The organism is Acinetobacter sp. Leaf130 (genome assembly GCF_001423205.1).
Lineage (GTDB): Bacteria > Pseudomonadota > Gammaproteobacteria > Pseudomonadales > Moraxellaceae > Acinetobacter > Acinetobacter calcoaceticus.
The window spans coordinates 358,366-373,481 of the sequence record NZ_LMOE01000006.1 but is presented as its reverse complement, the minus strand read 5'-3'; the positions used below and the strand labels follow the sequence as shown (position 1 = coordinate 373,481).

The following is a 15,116-nucleotide window of genomic DNA, read 5'->3' as shown; positions in this document are numbered from 1 at the left end:
ATGGTTATGCCAGGCGACAACGTTGAAATGTCAGTAGAATTAATCCACCCAATCGCAATGGACCCAGGTCTACGTTTTGCGATCCGTGAAGGTGGTCGTACTGTAGGTGCTGGTGTTGTTGCGAAAGTAACTGCATAAGCATAATATAGTGACGGATTACGTCTCAGGTTGAGGGCTTTGGCTCTCAACTTGCATTATAGGTCAGTAGTTCAATTGGTAGAGCGTCGGTCTCCAAAACCGAATGTTGGGGGTTCGAGTCCCTCCTGGCCTGCCATATTTTCAAATAAAAAGCTTGATGCTGGCTTAGTTGTTCATATAATAAGTCGCGAGTTCTACGACGAGTACAAAAATGTCGAATGATAAATCGCGTGACGCATTGAGCGACGCGCCAATTCCTCAAAGAAATAATTCTGCTGAAGTTGTTCGTTCTGGTTCGCCTCTAGATATTGTTCTATGGGTGATTGCGATTGCATTATTGATTTTAGCTGTTATGGCGAATCAGTATTTACCAGCGCATTGGGCACCTGCAAACAATATTTGGGTGCGTGTTGGGGCAATTTTTGCTTGTATCGTTGTGGCTTTAGGTTTATTATACGCCACCCATCAAGGTAAAGGCTTCGTTCGTTTGCTAAAAGATGCACGAGTCGAATTGCGTCGAGTAACTTGGCCAACAAAACAAGAAACAGTCACTACATCGTGGCAGGTTCTATTGGTTGTAGTTGTTGCATCATTGGTTTTATGGTGTTTTGACTATGGTTTGGGTTGGTTAATTAAGTTGATTATCGGGTAAAAGAGCTATGAAACGTTGGTACATTATTCATGCCTACTCTGGCTATGAAAAACAAGTGTTACGTTCACTTACAGAACGAATCCAGCGTAGCGCTGTTGCTGATAGCTTTGGTGATGTCCTTGTTCCTACCGAAGAAGTGGTAGAAATGAAGGATGGTAAGAAACGTAAATCTGAGCGCAAATTCTTTCCTGGCTATGTGTTAGTTGAAATGGAAATGAATGATGATACTTGGCATATCGTTAAAGAATGTCCAAAGGTTCTAGGTTTTATCGGTGGTACACCTGAAAAACCAGCACCAATCACTCAGCGTGAAGCAGATGCGATTCTTGCGCGTGTACGTAATACTGGTGAAGCACCACGTCCTAAGACGATGTTTGAACCAGGTGAAGAATTACTTGTTATTGACGGTCCATTCACAGACTTTAAAGGTGTGGTGGAAGAAGTTCAATACGAGAAGTCACGTTTAACGTTGACGATTAACGTATTTAATCGACCAACTCAGGTTGAACTCGAATTTCGACAAGTCGAAAAAACGATTTAATCTTAATTGGTTGAAAAACGCCCGATTTTATCGGGCATTGTTGTTGTAATAAAAGTGTAGCGTAAACATTGGGGAGCCTAGCGGCGTTTGTACCCAGAGGTATTTAAAATGGCTAAGAAGATTGACGGCTATATCAAGCTGCAAGTTCCAGCTGGTAAAGCAAATCCATCTCCACCAATTGGTCCTGCATTAGGTCAACGTGGTGTAAACATCATGGCATTCTGTAAAGAATTCAATGCTGCTACACAAAAAGTTGAACCAGGTCTTCCAATTCCTGTAGTGATTACTGTGTACAACGACAAGTCGTTCACATTCATCATGAAAACTCCACCAGCTTCTATTCTTCTTAAGAAAGCTGCTGGTATCCAAAAAGGTTCACCTGTACCAAACAAAACTAAAGTTGGTAAGTTGACTCGTGCTCAGTTAGAAGAAATTGCGACTACTAAAGAACCAGATTTAACTGGTGCTGATTTAGACGCACGTGTACGTACCATCGCTGGTTCTGCACGTTCTATGGGCTTGGAAGTGGAGCTATAAGACATGGCAAAGTTAACTAAACGTCAAAAAGCCATTGCTGCTGCTGTTGAAGCAAACAAAGTTTACACTTTGGAAGAAGCGGTTCAAGTTCTTAACAGCTTACCTGCTGCGAAGTTCAAAGAATCTTTAGATGTAGCTGTAAACCTTGGTGTAGACCCGCGTAAATCTGATCAGGTTGTTCGTGGTGCGACTACATTACCTGCTGGTACTGGTAAAACTGTACGTGTAGCGGTATTTGCTCAAGGCGCGCAAGCAGAAGCTGCTAAAGAAGCTGGTGCAGACATCGTAGGTTTTGATGACCTTGCTGAAAGCATCCAAGGTGGAAACCTTAACTTTGATGTTGTAATCGCTGCTCCTGATGCTATGCGTGTTGTTGGTAAGCTCGGTACAATCCTTGGTCCACGTGGTTTAATGCCAAACCCTAAAGTTGGTACTGTAACTCCTGATGTAGCGAATGCTGTTAAAAACGCTAAATCTGGTCAGGCTCGTTACCGTGTAGACAAAGCGGGTATTATCCATGCTGCGATCGGTCAGTTAGGCTTTGATGCTGCTGCTATCCGTCAAAACGTTGAAACCTTAGTTGCTGACTTGAAAAAGTTAAAACCTGCAACTTCTAAAGGTGTGTACATCAAAAAGATCACTTTGAGCTCAACTATGGGTCCTGGTCTTACTGTTGATGTAAGCAACGTTTCTAACTAAGTTTAAAACTTAGTCAAGAATTTTAAAGTCCTGATTGAGGGCAGAGTATAAAAAATCATAGATTTTTTATACTCATTCAAAGTAATGCTTTGTTTCCTCACTCATCAGGCGGACTTTGAATTGATAAATGTAAATTTATCAGCGTCAAAGACCACAGGCGAAGAGACTTCTTTTGAATATCTTCTTAATAGCCCAGCCTGCGTAGACGCGGTGGTGTGATTTATTCCTCCTCCGCGTGTAAGTCAAATCTTTGTTGACTTGCGAATTGGGAGTGTACTTTTTTGAGTACATAAATCACCGTTAGGAGGTTTTACAATGGCTCTTCTTATTGAAAGCAAAAAACAGATCGTTGCTGAAGTGGCTCAAACTGCTTCTACAGCGTTCGCTGCCGTTGTTGCTGACTATCAAGGTTTAACTGTTGAGCAATTAACTGCTCTTCGTGTTGAAGCTCGTAAACTAGGTGTTGCTACACGTGTTGTACGTAATACTTTGGCTAAACGTGCTCTTCAAGATACGCAATTTGCAATCTTGAATGACAACCTTGTTGGCCCAACAATCTTAGCATTCTCAACTTCTGAAGACGATATGGGTGCAGCTGCACGCTTGTTTGAAGAATTTGCTAAAACTAACAAAGCATTTGAATTAAAAGCTGCTGCATTTGACGGCAAACTTTATCAAGGTGCTGAAGTTAGCGTTATCGCAAACCTTCCAAACCAAGAAAAAGCGCTTACTATGCTCGCATCTGTTCTTCAAGCTCCTATTTCGAAATTGGGTCGCTTACTTACAGCGCTTCAAGAGAAAAACGAGTCAGAAGCTGCTTAAGCTTAAATCTACTTCCACACCATTCAATACCCATTTGGAGTTAATCTCATGGCTTTAACAAACGAAGAAATCCTAAACGCAGTTGCTGAAAAAACTGTTCTTGAACTTGTTGAACTTATTTCTGCTTTTGAAGAAAAATTCAACGTATCTGCTGCTGCTGTAGCTGTAGCTGCTGCTCCTGCTGCTGCTGCTGCTGAAGAACAATCTGAATTCAACGTTGAGTTGACTTCTTTTGGTGCTAACAAAGTAGCTGTAATTAAAGCAGTTCGTGAAGCAACTGGCCTTGGTCTTAAAGAAGCTAAAGACCTAGTTGAAGGTGCTCCTCAAGTTCTTAAAGAAGGCGTTTCTAAAGAAGAAGGCGAAGAACTTAAGAAGAAACTTGAAGAAGCTGGTGCTACAGTTACACTTAAGTAATTGTAAAAGGAGTCGGTTTTTAAATCGGCTCCATAAAATGGCTGATGGCTCTTGGGTCATCAGCCTTTTTGCGTTACAATAATCGGCTCGATTTTTGTTTGTTCTGTACAATAATTGTCGTGTTTTAGAATAATCAGAGTAATTTCAAATGTTTACCAATATTTTTCTTTTTAAAAAATATTGTTAAGCGTTTTAATACCACTAAAAATTGCAGCATTTGTAAACAGTGGTGGCCATATCGGCCTGTGTAATTCCTTCTGAGCCCGTTCTGCAGGCGGGCTTGGTTTACTTTCCGAGGACTCCAGATGGCATACTCATATACCGAAAAGAAACGGATCCGTAAGAATTTTGGTAAATTGCCCCAAGTAATGGAAGCACCGTACTTACTTTCGATCCAGGTCGATTCGTATAGAACGTTCTTGCAAGGTGGCAAATCTCCAAAAAACCGCGAAGATATCGGTCTCCAAGCCGCATTTCGTTCAGTTTTCCCTATAGAAAGTTATTCTGGCAATGCTGCTTTAGAATTTGTTGAGTATAGCCTTGGTAAGCCTGAGTTTGATGTGCGTGAATGTATTTTACGTGGTTCGACTTATGCAGCACCAATGCGCGTAAAAATTCGTTTGATTATTAAAGATCGCGAAACTAAATCTATTAAAGACGTACGTGAACAAGAAGTCTACATGGGTGAAATGCCACTCATGACAGACAATGGTACCTTTGTGATCAATGGTACTGAGCGTGTAATCGTATCTCAATTACACCGTTCACCTGGTGTGTTCTTTGATCACGATAAAGGCAAAACACATTCAAGTGGTAAAGTACTTTATTCTGCACGTATTATTCCTTACCGTGGTTCATGGTTAGATTTCGAATTTGATGCAAAAGATTTAGTTTATGTACGTATTGACCGTCGTCGTAAATTATTAGCAACTGTTGTGTTGCGTGCATTGGGTTATAACAATGAACAAATTTTGAATTTGTTCTATGAAAAAGTACCTGTATATCTTGATATGGGTAGCTATCAAATTGACCTCGTTCCAGATCGCCTGCGTGGCGAAATGGCGCAATTTGATATTGCAGACAATGATGGCAAAATCATTGTTGAGCAAGGTAAACGTATTAATGCACGTCACGTACGTCAAATGGAAGCTTCTGGTTTAGCTAAGCTATCAGTTCCTGATGAGTACTTGTATGAGCGTATCACTGCCGAAGATATTACTTTACGTAATGGTGATGTGATTCCTGCAAATACATTGTTAAGCCATGAAGTTATGGTGAAACTGGCAGAAGGCGGTGTTAAACAGTTCAATATCTTGTTTACGAACGATATTGACCGTGGTTCATTTGTTGCTGACTCATTACGTGCTGACACAACATCTGGTCGTGAAGAAGCATTAGTTGAAATCTATAAAGTAATGCGTCCAGGCGAGCCACCAACAAAAGAAGCTGCTGAAAACTTATTTAATAACTTATTCTTCTCTTCTGAACGTTATGACTTATCTCCAGTAGGTCGTATGAAATTCAACCGTCGTTTGGGGCGCCCATACGAAGTTGGTACTGACCAGAAGTCACGTGAAGTAGAAGGTATTTTATCGCACGAAGATATCATCGATGTATTACGTACATTAGTTGAGATCCGTAACGGTAAAGGTGAAGTCGATGACATCGATCACTTAGGTAACCGTCGTGTACGTTCTGTTGGTGAAATGACTGAAAACCAATTCCGTGTTGGTTTGGTTCGTGTTGAACGTGCTGTTAAAGAGCGTTTAAGCCAAGCAGAAACAGATAATTTATCTCCGCAAGATCTCATTAACGCAAAACCAGTTGCAGCTGCGATCAAAGAATTCTTTGGTTCAAGCCAATTGTCTCAGTTTATGGATCAAAACAACCCATTATCTGAGATTACACATAAACGTCGTGTTTCAGCGCTTGGGCCTGGTGGTTTAACGCGTGAACGTGCGGGCTTTGAAGTACGTGACGTACATCAAACTCACTATGGTCGTGTATGTCCAATTGAAACGCCGGAAGGTCCAAACATTGGTTTGATCAACTCGCTTTCTGTTTATGCAAAAGCAAATGATTTTGGTTTCTTGGAAACACCTTACCGTAAAGTGGTAGATGGCCGAGTAACTGATGCTGTTGAATACCTTTCTGCTATTGAAGAAGTAGGTACTGTTATTGCACAGGCCGATTCTGCGATAGATAAAGATGGTAACTTAACAGAAGATTTTGTTTCTGTTCGTCACCAAGGTGACTTTGTACGTATGCCACCTGAAAAAGTGACGCATATGGATGTATCTGCACAGCAGGTTGTATCTGTAGCTGCATCACTTATTCCATTCCTTGAACACGATGATGCGAACCGTGCATTGATGGGTTCAAACATGCAACGTCAGGCGGTTCCTACTCTACGTGCGGATAAACCGCTTGTAGGTACAGGTATGGAAGCGAACGTTGCACGTGACTCAGGCGTATGTGTGATCGCAAACCGTGGTGGTGCGATTGAATATGTAGATGCTTCTCGTATCGTTATTCGTGTAAACGAAGATGAAATGATTGCAGGTGAGGCTGGTGTAGATATTTACAACCTCATTAAATATACACGTTCTAACCAAAACACTTGTATCAACCAAAATATTATCGTGAATTTGGGCGACAAAGTTGCTCGCGGTGACATTCTGGCAGACGGTCCGTCAACAGATATGGGTGAGCTTGCGCTTGGTCAAAACATGCGTGTAGCGTTCATGACGTGGAATGGTTACAACTACGAAGACTCGATCTTATTATCTGAGCGTGTACTTCAAGAAGACCGTTTAACTTCTATTCATATTCAAGAATTATCATGTGTAGCGCGTGATACTAAGTTAGGTGCAGAAGAAATTACTGCCGATATTCCTAACGTAGGTGAAGCTGCACTTTCTAAACTTGATGAATCGGGTATCGTTTATATCGGTGCGGAAGTTACTGCTGGTGACATCCTTGTTGGTAAAGTAACGCCTAAAGGTGAAACTCAGTTAACTCCTGAAGAAAAATTGCTTCGTGCAATCTTTGGTGAGAAAGCAGCTGACGTTAAAGACTCATCTTTACGTGTTCCATCTGGTACTAAAGGTACAGTTATCGATGTTCAAGTCTTCACGCGTGATGGCTTAGAGAAAGATGACCGTGCGATGGCAATTGAAAAAGCACAGCTTGACGCTTACCGTAAAGACTTGAAAGAAGAATACAAGATCTTTGAAGAAGCAGCTCGTGAGCGTGTAATTCGTTTGCTTAACGGCCAAGAGTCTAACGGTGGTGGTTCGACTAAACGTGGCGACAAGCTCGTTGAAGATATGTTGTCTGGTTTAGAACTTGTTGATTTACTTGAAATCCAACCTACAGACGAAGCAATTGCTGAACGTTTATCTCAAATTCAAGTGTTCTTGAAAGAGAAGAGCGCAGAAATTGATGAGAAGTTTGCAGAGAAGAAACGTAAGCTTTCGACTGGTGATGAGTTAACAACTGGTGTTCTGAAAGTTGTTAAAGTTTACCTAGCAGTTAAACGTCGTATTCAGCCTGGTGATAAAATGGCTGGTCGTCACGGTAACAAAGGTGTTGTATCTAACATTTTACCTGTTGAAGACATGCCACACGATGCTAACGGTGTACCGGTAGATATCGTATTGAACCCATTGGGTGTACCATCTCGTATGAACGTGGGTCAGATTCTTGAGACTCACTTGGGTATGGCAGCTAAAGGGCTTGGTGATAAAATCGAAAAAATGTTGAAAGAACAGCGTACAGTTTTAGAACTTCGCGAATTCTTAGACAAGATTTATAACAAAGTCGGCGGCGAGCAAGAAGATCTTGATAGCTTAACTGATGCTGAAGTCTTAGCACTTTCAGGCAACTTACGTGCTGGTGTGCCTTTAGCTACTCCTGTATTTGATGGTGCTGAAGAAAGCCAAATTAAAGACTTACTTGAATTAGCTGATATTTCGCGTACAGGTCAAACAGTATTGTTTGATGGTCGTACGGGTGAACAGTTTGATCGTCCTGTAACTGTAGGTTACATGTACATGCTCAAATTGAACCACTTGGTTGATGACAAAATGCATGCGCGTTCAACTGGTTCTTACTCACTTGTTACACAGCAACCGCTTGGTGGTAAAGCACAGTTCGGTGGTCAGCGTTTCGGTGAGATGGAGGTCTGGGCACTCGAAGCTTACGGCGCAGCATATACACTTCAAGAGATGTTAACTGTTAAGTCGGATGACGTTGAAGGTCGTACACGCATCTATAAGAATATTGTAGATGGTAACCATTATATGGATCCGGGTATGCCTGAATCGTTCAACGTATTGACCAAAGAGATCCGTTCTTTAGGTATCAACATTGAACTGAAAAATGGTGACTAAGTCGTAAGACTCACGATTTTTTAGGAAAAAACAATATTTGTGACCCAGTCGGGTAAGCGTTGCTTCCCGACACACGGAGAAAAAAATTGAAAGACTTGCTCGATATCATGCGTAAGAAAACGGACTCAGATGGTCATGCACCAATTGAGTTTGACCGTATCCGTATTGGTCTTGCGTCACCAGAAATGATTAAGTCATGGTCTCATGGTGAAGTTAAAAAACCTGAGACAATTAACTACCGTACTTTCAAACCAGAACGTGACGGTTTGTTCTGTGCCAAAATTTTTGGTCCAGTAAAAGATTACGAATGCTTGTGTGGTAAATACAAGCGTATGAAATACAAAGGCGTCATTTGTGAAAAATGTGGCGTTGAAGTAACTACAGCGAAAGTTCGTCGTGAACGTATGGGGCACATTGAACTCGCGTCTCCAGTTGCACATATCTGGTTCTTAAAATCGTTACCATCTCGTATCGGTTTATTACTTGATATGACGCTTCGTGATATCGAACGTGTATTGTATTTCGAATCATACGTTGTAACTGACCCAGGTATGACTCCGTTTGAAAAGTATCAACTTTTAACAGACGAAGAATACTTCAATGCACTTGAAGAGCACGGTGATGAATTCACTGCGAAAATGGGTGCAGAAGCGATTCAGGACTTATTAAAAGATATCGATCTTGAAGCTGAAATCGCACGTTTACGTGAAGAAATTCCTCAAACAACTTCTGAAACGAAGTTGAAAAAAGCGTCTAAACGCTTGAAATTGATGGAAGCATTCAACGATTCAAACAATAAGCCAGAATGGATGGTGATGAATGTACTTCCGGTACTTCCACCTGATTTACGTCCATTAGTTCCACTTGAAGGTGGTCGTTTCGCGACTTCTGACTTGAACGATTTATATCGTCGTGTCATTAACCGTAACAACCGTTTGAAGCGTCTTCTTGATCTTGCGGCACCAGACATTATCGTACGTAACGAAAAACGTATGTTACAAGAGTCTGTAGATGCATTGCTTGATAACGGTCGTCGTGGTCGTGCAATTACGGGTTCTAACAAACGTCCATTAAAATCTTTGGCAGATATGATCAAAGGTAAACAAGGTCGTTTCCGTCAGAACTTACTTGGTAAGCGTGTTGACTATTCTGGTCGTTCGGTAATTACTGTAGGTCCTACTTTACGCCTTCACCAATGTGGTCTTCCGAAGAAAATGGCACTTGAATTATTCAAGCCATTCATTTTCGCGAAACTACAAGCTTCAGGTCAGGCAACAACCATTAAAGCTGCGAAGAAAATGGTTGAGCGTGAGACTCCAGAAGTTTGGGACGTTCTTGCTTCTGTAATTCGTCAACATCCAGTAATGTTGAACCGTGCGCCAACACTTCACCGTTTAGGTCTTCAAGCATTTGAACCTATTCTTATTGAAGGTAAGGCAATCCGTCTTCACCCACTCGTTTGTGCTGCGTTTAACGCCGACTTCGATGGTGACCAAATGGCGGTACACGTTCCATTGACACTTGAAGCACAGTTAGAAGCTCGTGCATTGATGATGTCAACAAACAACATCTTGTCACCAGCAAATGGTGAGCCGATCATCGTTCCTTCTCAGGACGTTGTCTTGGGTCTTTACTACATCACACGTGATGCAGTAAATGCTAAAGGCGAAGGCATGGTGTTTGCTGATACTCACGAAGTAAACCGTGCACTTGCAACTGGTCAGGTTGCGATTCATGCTCGTGTTAAAGTACGTGTGCATCAAACTGTTATCAATGAAGATGGTGAACGTGAACACGGCACTATTATTGTTGAGACAACACCAGGTCGCTGTTTGCTTTGGGAAGTTGTTCCACAAGGCTTAAGCTTTGACATGATCAACCTTGAGATGACTAAAAAGAATATCTCAAAGTTAATCAACTCTTGTTACCGTAAACTTGGTTTGAAAGATACAGTTATCTTTGCTGACCAATTAATGTACTTGGGCTTCCGTCAAGCGACTCGTTCAGGTGTATCTGTAGGTATGGAAGACATGTTAATTCCACCTACTAAGCACACAATTATTGATAAAGCAGAAACAGAAGTTCGTGAAATCGAACAACAGTTCGAACAAGGTTTCGTAACTGCTGGTGAGCGTTATAACAAAGTTGTCGATATCTGGGCGCGTACAAACGACCAAGTTGCTAAAGCAATGATGGATAACTTGTCTTATACCGTTGTGAAAAACAAACAAGGTGAAGACGAGAAGCAAAAATCATTCAACAGCATCTATATGATGTCTGACTCTGGTGCCCGTGGTAGTGCGGCACAGATTCGTCAGCTTGCTGGTATGCGTGGCTTGATGGCAAAACCAGACGGTTCGATTATCGAAACGCCGATTAAAGCGAACTTCCGTGAAGGTTTGACAGTACTTCAGTACTTCATTTCAACACACGGTGCGCGTAAAGGTTTGGCCGATACAGCATTAAAAACTGCGAACTCTGGTTACTTGACACGTCGTCTTGTAGACGTAGCACAAGATTTGGTAATTACTGAGCCTGACTGTGGTACAGCGGGTGGTCTAGTGATGACTCCATTCATTCAAGGTGGCGATGTTATCGAGCCATTACGTGACCGTGTATTAGGTCGTGTAACTGCTGAAGATGTACGTCGTGCGTCTGATGATGAAGTTGTATTACCTCGTGGTACGTTAATTGACGAAAAAATCGCAGCTCATCTTGAAGAAGCGGGTGTGGATGAAGTCAAAGTACGTTCAGTAATTGCTTGTGAATCTGCTTTTGGTGTATGTGCTAGATGTTATGGCCGTGACCTTGCACGTGGTCACTTGGTTAACCCAGGTGAATCAGTAGGTGTAATGGCAGCACAGTCTATTGGTGAACCAGGTACACAGTTAACGATGCGTACGTTCCACGTTGGTGGTGCTGCGAGCCGAACTTCTGCTGCAAACAGTGTTCAAGTACGTAACAAAGGTACTGTACGTTTCCATAACGTGAAAACTGTACAACATGCAAAAGGTCACTTGGTTTCAGTTTCTCGTTCAGGTGAAATTGGTATTGCCGATGATTTAGGTCGTGAACGCGAGCGCTATAAACTTCCTTACGGTGCAAGCATCTTGTTGAAAGATGGTGAATCTGTAGAAGCTGGCGGTATTGTGGCGACTTGGGATCCGCATACGCATCCACTTGTTACAGAAGTTGCTGGTAAGGCACGTTTCAGCCAAATCGCTGATGGTGTAACTGCAACATCAAAAACTGATGATGCAACTGGTATGACTACCGTTGAAATCTTGCCTGTAACAGCTCGTCCTGCTTCTGGTAAAGATTTACGTCCTGCAATCGTGTTGGATACAACAGATGGCGGCGAACAATTCTACTTCTTGCCACAAAACACAATCGTAACTGTTCGCGATGGCGAAACGATTGGTGTGGGTGACGTTATTGGTCGTGTACCACAAGAAACATCACGTACTCGTGATATTACCGGTGGTCTTCCGCGTGTAGCTGACTTGTTCGAAGCACGTAAGCCGAAAGAACATGCAATTCTTGCTGAAGTTTCAGGTGTTGTAAGCTTCGGTAAAGAGACTAAGGGTAAAAACCGTCTGGTAATTAGCCCTGATGATGGTTCTGAGATCTACGAAGAGTTGATTCCAAAATGGCGTCAAATCAACGTGTTCGAAGGCGAGCATGTGAACCGTGGTGAAACTGTTTCTGACGGTCCACAAAACCCGCATGACATCTTACGTTTGAAAGGTGAAGTTGCATTAACTAACTACATCGTGAACGAAGTTCAAGACGTATACCGTCTCCAAGGTGTAAAAATCAACGACAAACATATTGAAGTTATCGTACGTCAAATGTTGCGTAAAGTTGATATCACCGATGGTGGCGATACAAGCTTCATCAAGGGCGAGCAAGTGGATTACATCCGCGTTGTTCAAGAGAACCAAGCTGTCTTGGCTCAGAACAAATTCCCTGCGAAGTTCGAACGTCTATTGATGGGTATCACTAAAGCATCGCTTTCTACTGACTCGTTCATCTCTGCTGCATCGTTCCAGGAAACAACTCGTGTGTTAACTGAAGCGGCTGTAACAGGTAAAGAAGATGATTTACGTGGCTTGAAAGAAAACGTTGTAGTAGGTCGCTTGATTCCAGCTGGTACTGGTCTTGCATACCACCTAGAACGTCGTCGTCAAGAAGCAGAAGCTGCTGAACATGAGCTTCACAATGACTTCAGCGAAGTAGACCAAGCATTCAGCCAAGCATTAAACTCAGAACAATTCTAAGTTTAGACTGGCATTAAAAAAGGCACCTAAGGGTGCCTTTTTTATTTTTAACAATTAAAAGTGGTAATTACAAAAACATATTGAAGAGCCATTATTTTATTACTTAAGGGGGATAAACCCTCCACAAAAACATATTAGGCTACATGCTGATGAAGACTGGAGTAAATCTAATGAAAAAAATGATGATGATTGTTAGTGCTGGCCTGATGTCAACAACTTTGCTTGTTGGTTGTCAAAATGCAAGCCCAGAAAGTAAACGTATTGGTTCAGCTGCGATTGGTGGTGGAGCAGGCGGGGCTGTAGGAAAACATGTGGGTGGTAATATTGGTGCAGGTTTAGGAGCGGCACTTGGTGCAGGTGTTGCAGCTAATGCAAAAGGATCCAACAGTAAAACAGTACGTAATAGTGCAATTGGTGCCGGTGTGGGTGCCGTGTTAGGTGGTGCAATAATTGGTGGCGATACTGGTGCTGCTGCAGGCGGAGCACTAGGTGGTAGTGCAGGCGCAGCCTATGAAGAGAAGAAAGGGAAGTACTAAAAGTACCCTTGTTCATCGCTAAATCATAGAAGTCCTTATTTTAATAAGGGCTTCTTTTTTTGTGTTTTTCATATTCTTAATTTTGACTGATAAGAGCGAATAGAAGAGCTTTACAAAATATCAATCGATTAGGACAGACGAATAACACAATGTGATCAAATTCCTCATAAAAGAGGATTATGCTTTTTATTAGAACAGATAATAGTGAGTATGGTCATGAAAAAAACAATTGGATTAGTTTCTGCTGTGATGCTTTCTACGCTTATGCTTACGGGTTGCCAAAATATGAGTCCGTCTGACCAGCGTATTGGTGCAGCAGCAGCAGGTGGAGCACTAGGTGGCGGGTTAGGTAACCATGTAGGCGGTGGTGTTGGTGCAGGCTTAGGTGCAGCAGTAGGTGCTGGTGTTGGTTCAAATAGCCAAGGCGGTAGTAAGCAAACCACGACTAAGAGTGCGATCGGAGCGGGTATCGGTTCTGTGGTAGGTAAAGCAATATTAGGTGGTGACTCTGGCGCTGCAATTGGCGGTGCGATTGGTGGTGGTGCTGGTGCAGCGATTGAAGAGAAAAAATAAAAATTTAGCAAATTAATAAAATAAGCGCTTATTCAGCGCTTATTTTTATTGTTGAAAGGGTTTTGCTTTTTTACGTCTGATATAAAGCGTTTTTTGAACTTCAGCAATTCTTACTCCCGTCTCATCAAAAATGTTTAAATGATAGGTTCTTAAAACAGGTTCATAGTTGTCGGCAAGTTCACGAATTTGCTCAATTTCAGCCAAGTCGACTCGAATATCTGCATGCACAGTGCTTCGACCAGGAGAAAGAAAATTAATTTCAGCAGCTTTATCCCAAACAATATATTTTGATCCGAGATGATGCAGCAGAATCATCATATAAAATGGATCAACCATTGAATAAATGCTGCCCCCGAAATGCGTTCCAACCAAATTTTGGTTTTTCCAAGTCAGAGGCATTTTTACTCGTACATGACAAAGTTCTAAATTCATGATTTCAATATAAATCCCTGCTCCGCGATGAGGAGGGTAGTGATTAAATAGAAATTTTGAAATCGTAGGATTGTTCTGAAGTCTTCTTAAAATAGCCATAATAGTCAATTTTTTTTATTGAAACAGTATTCATACTAGATAAGTATCATCTTTTTTATATTGATGGCAATGCTCTATCCGACTAACGACATGATCGATTGAAAAACAAGATAGGAAATGATTATGCAGCTAAAAGTTCATACAGTAACAACAAGTGACCAACAAACGCTTTGTGCCAAGACATGGGGCGACGAAAAAAATACACCGTTGGTTTTAGTACATGGTTATCCTGACAATCAAGAAGTATGGGAATCAATCATTGAACATTTAATCAATGACTTCTACATTGTCACCTATGATGTACGTGGGGCGGGTTTGTCATCTATACCAAAACGTATTCGTGATTACCGTTTAGAGCGTTTATCTCTAGACTTACAAGAAGTCGTTGATGAATTATTACCAAATCGTCAATTTCATATGGCTGCACACGATTGGGGTTCGATCCAGTCTTGGGAGTCGGCAACAGAGCCTAAATTTAAAGGGCGTTTATTGTCATATACAACAATTTCTGGACCATGTCTTGATCATGCAGCTTTATTTTTGCGTGATAAATTTAAATCTTCACCAGGTCAAATCTTAAAAATATTAACCAAATCTTGGTATATCGGTGCATTCCATCTTCCATTACTAGCACCAACAGTGTGGTCTCTTTTTAGCCCTGAAAAATGGGGGAAAGTTCTGACTCAGTTGGAGAGAAAAAGTAATTTACCTTTAAATAATAATATTAATGCTGATGGTAAATATGGCATTAATTTATATCGTGCCAATTTTATTCCTCGTTTAACTGGCCCACGTCAACGTTATGCGCAATGTCCAGTCAAAGCGGTCATTTTAAAATATGATACTTTTGTGAGCCCTGAATATATCACTGAGGCTATGCCAAAGTGGGTAGAAAAATTTGAATATGTAGAGCTTGAAGCAAATCACTGGGCAATTCTGAGTGAGCCTGCGAAAATTGCAGATCATATTCGTCAGTTTATTAAGGCTCAAGCTTAATGA

The 15,116-nt window shown here is 41.6% G+C and carries 12 protein-coding genes, 1 tRNA gene and 1 pseudogene; 13 read left to right on the top strand and 1 reads right to left on the bottom strand.

The window, feature by feature from the left end; all coding sequences use genetic code 11:
- The 12 genes and pseudogenes from ASF86_RS19375 to ASF86_RS14715 all read left to right on the top strand — a co-directional run.
- Nucleotides 1-138: pseudogene (locus tag ASF86_RS19375) on the top strand (elongation factor Tu); the annotation flags it as partial.
- 60 nt (nucleotides 139-198) lie between these two features.
- Nucleotides 199-274, top strand: a tRNA-Trp gene (locus tag ASF86_RS14765).
- Between the two features lie 75 nt (nucleotides 275-349).
- Nucleotides 350-790 (top strand): preprotein translocase subunit SecE, encoded by a 441-nt coding sequence (gene secE, locus ASF86_RS14760; RefSeq protein ID WP_005037265.1) that lies wholly within the window; start codon nucleotides 350-352, stop codon nucleotides 788-790.
- 7 nt (nucleotides 791-797) lie between these two features.
- On the top strand, nucleotides 798-1,331 hold the full coding sequence (gene nusG / locus ASF86_RS14755) for a transcription termination/antitermination protein NusG (protein ID WP_003654499.1): 534 nt from the start codon (nucleotides 798-800) through the stop codon (nucleotides 1,329-1,331).
- A gap of 108 nt (nucleotides 1,332-1,439) precedes the next feature.
- Nucleotides 1,440-1,868, top strand: coding sequence for a 50S ribosomal protein L11 (gene rplK, locus ASF86_RS14750; RefSeq protein WP_005037262.1), 429 nt, complete (start codon nucleotides 1,440-1,442; stop codon nucleotides 1,866-1,868).
- Between the two features lie 3 nt (nucleotides 1,869-1,871).
- The gene (gene rplA / locus ASF86_RS14745) at nucleotides 1,872-2,567 is read left to right on the top strand and encodes a 50S ribosomal protein L1 (protein WP_003654501.1); all 696 of its coding nucleotides are present in this window, start codon (nucleotides 1,872-1,874) and stop codon (nucleotides 2,565-2,567) included.
- A gap of 315 nt (nucleotides 2,568-2,882) precedes the next feature.
- On the top strand, nucleotides 2,883-3,389 hold the full coding sequence (gene rplJ / locus ASF86_RS14740; protein ID WP_005037259.1) for a 50S ribosomal protein L10: 507 nt from the start codon (nucleotides 2,883-2,885) through the stop codon (nucleotides 3,387-3,389).
- A gap of 48 nt (nucleotides 3,390-3,437) precedes the next feature.
- Entirely contained in the window at nucleotides 3,438-3,803 is a 366-nt protein-coding gene (gene rplL / locus ASF86_RS14735; protein ID WP_005037257.1) for a 50S ribosomal protein L7/L12, read from the top strand.
- Between the two features lie 305 nt (nucleotides 3,804-4,108).
- Nucleotides 4,109-8,197 (top strand): DNA-directed RNA polymerase subunit beta, encoded by a 4,089-nt coding sequence (gene rpoB / locus ASF86_RS14730; RefSeq protein WP_005037255.1) that lies wholly within the window; start codon nucleotides 4,109-4,111, stop codon nucleotides 8,195-8,197.
- Nucleotides 8,198-8,283: 86 nt separating this feature from the next.
- Nucleotides 8,284-12,477: a DNA-directed RNA polymerase subunit beta' gene (rpoC, locus tag ASF86_RS14725; RefSeq protein ID WP_017391399.1), complete on the top strand. Its 4,194-nt coding sequence runs from the start codon at nucleotides 8,284-8,286 to the stop codon at nucleotides 12,475-12,477.
- A gap of 170 nt (nucleotides 12,478-12,647) precedes the next feature.
- A complete protein-coding gene (locus ASF86_RS14720) occupies nucleotides 12,648-13,013 on the top strand; it encodes a hypothetical protein (RefSeq protein ID WP_005037251.1) in 366 nt (121 codons plus the stop codon).
- Nucleotides 13,014-13,229: 216 nt separating this feature from the next.
- Nucleotides 13,230-13,586 (top strand): hypothetical protein, encoded by a 357-nt coding sequence (locus ASF86_RS14715; RefSeq protein ID WP_056483208.1) that lies wholly within the window; start codon nucleotides 13,230-13,232, stop codon nucleotides 13,584-13,586.
- A 45-nt stretch (nucleotides 13,587-13,631) separates the two neighbouring features.
- Here ASF86_RS14715 and ASF86_RS14710 read toward each other — a convergent pair whose 3' ends face one another.
- Nucleotides 13,632-14,117, bottom strand: coding sequence for a DUF4442 domain-containing protein (locus tag ASF86_RS14710; protein ID WP_056483195.1), 486 nt, complete (start codon nucleotides 14,115-14,117; stop codon nucleotides 13,632-13,634).
- Between the two features lie 117 nt (nucleotides 14,118-14,234).
- Here ASF86_RS14710 and ASF86_RS14705 point away from each other — a divergent pair, with 117 nt between their 5' ends.
- Complete coding sequence (locus tag ASF86_RS14705; protein ID WP_081407713.1) at nucleotides 14,235-15,113, top strand: alpha/beta fold hydrolase; 879 nt, start codon at nucleotides 14,235-14,237, stop codon at nucleotides 15,111-15,113.
- Nucleotides 15,114-15,116: the final 3 nt, after the last annotated feature.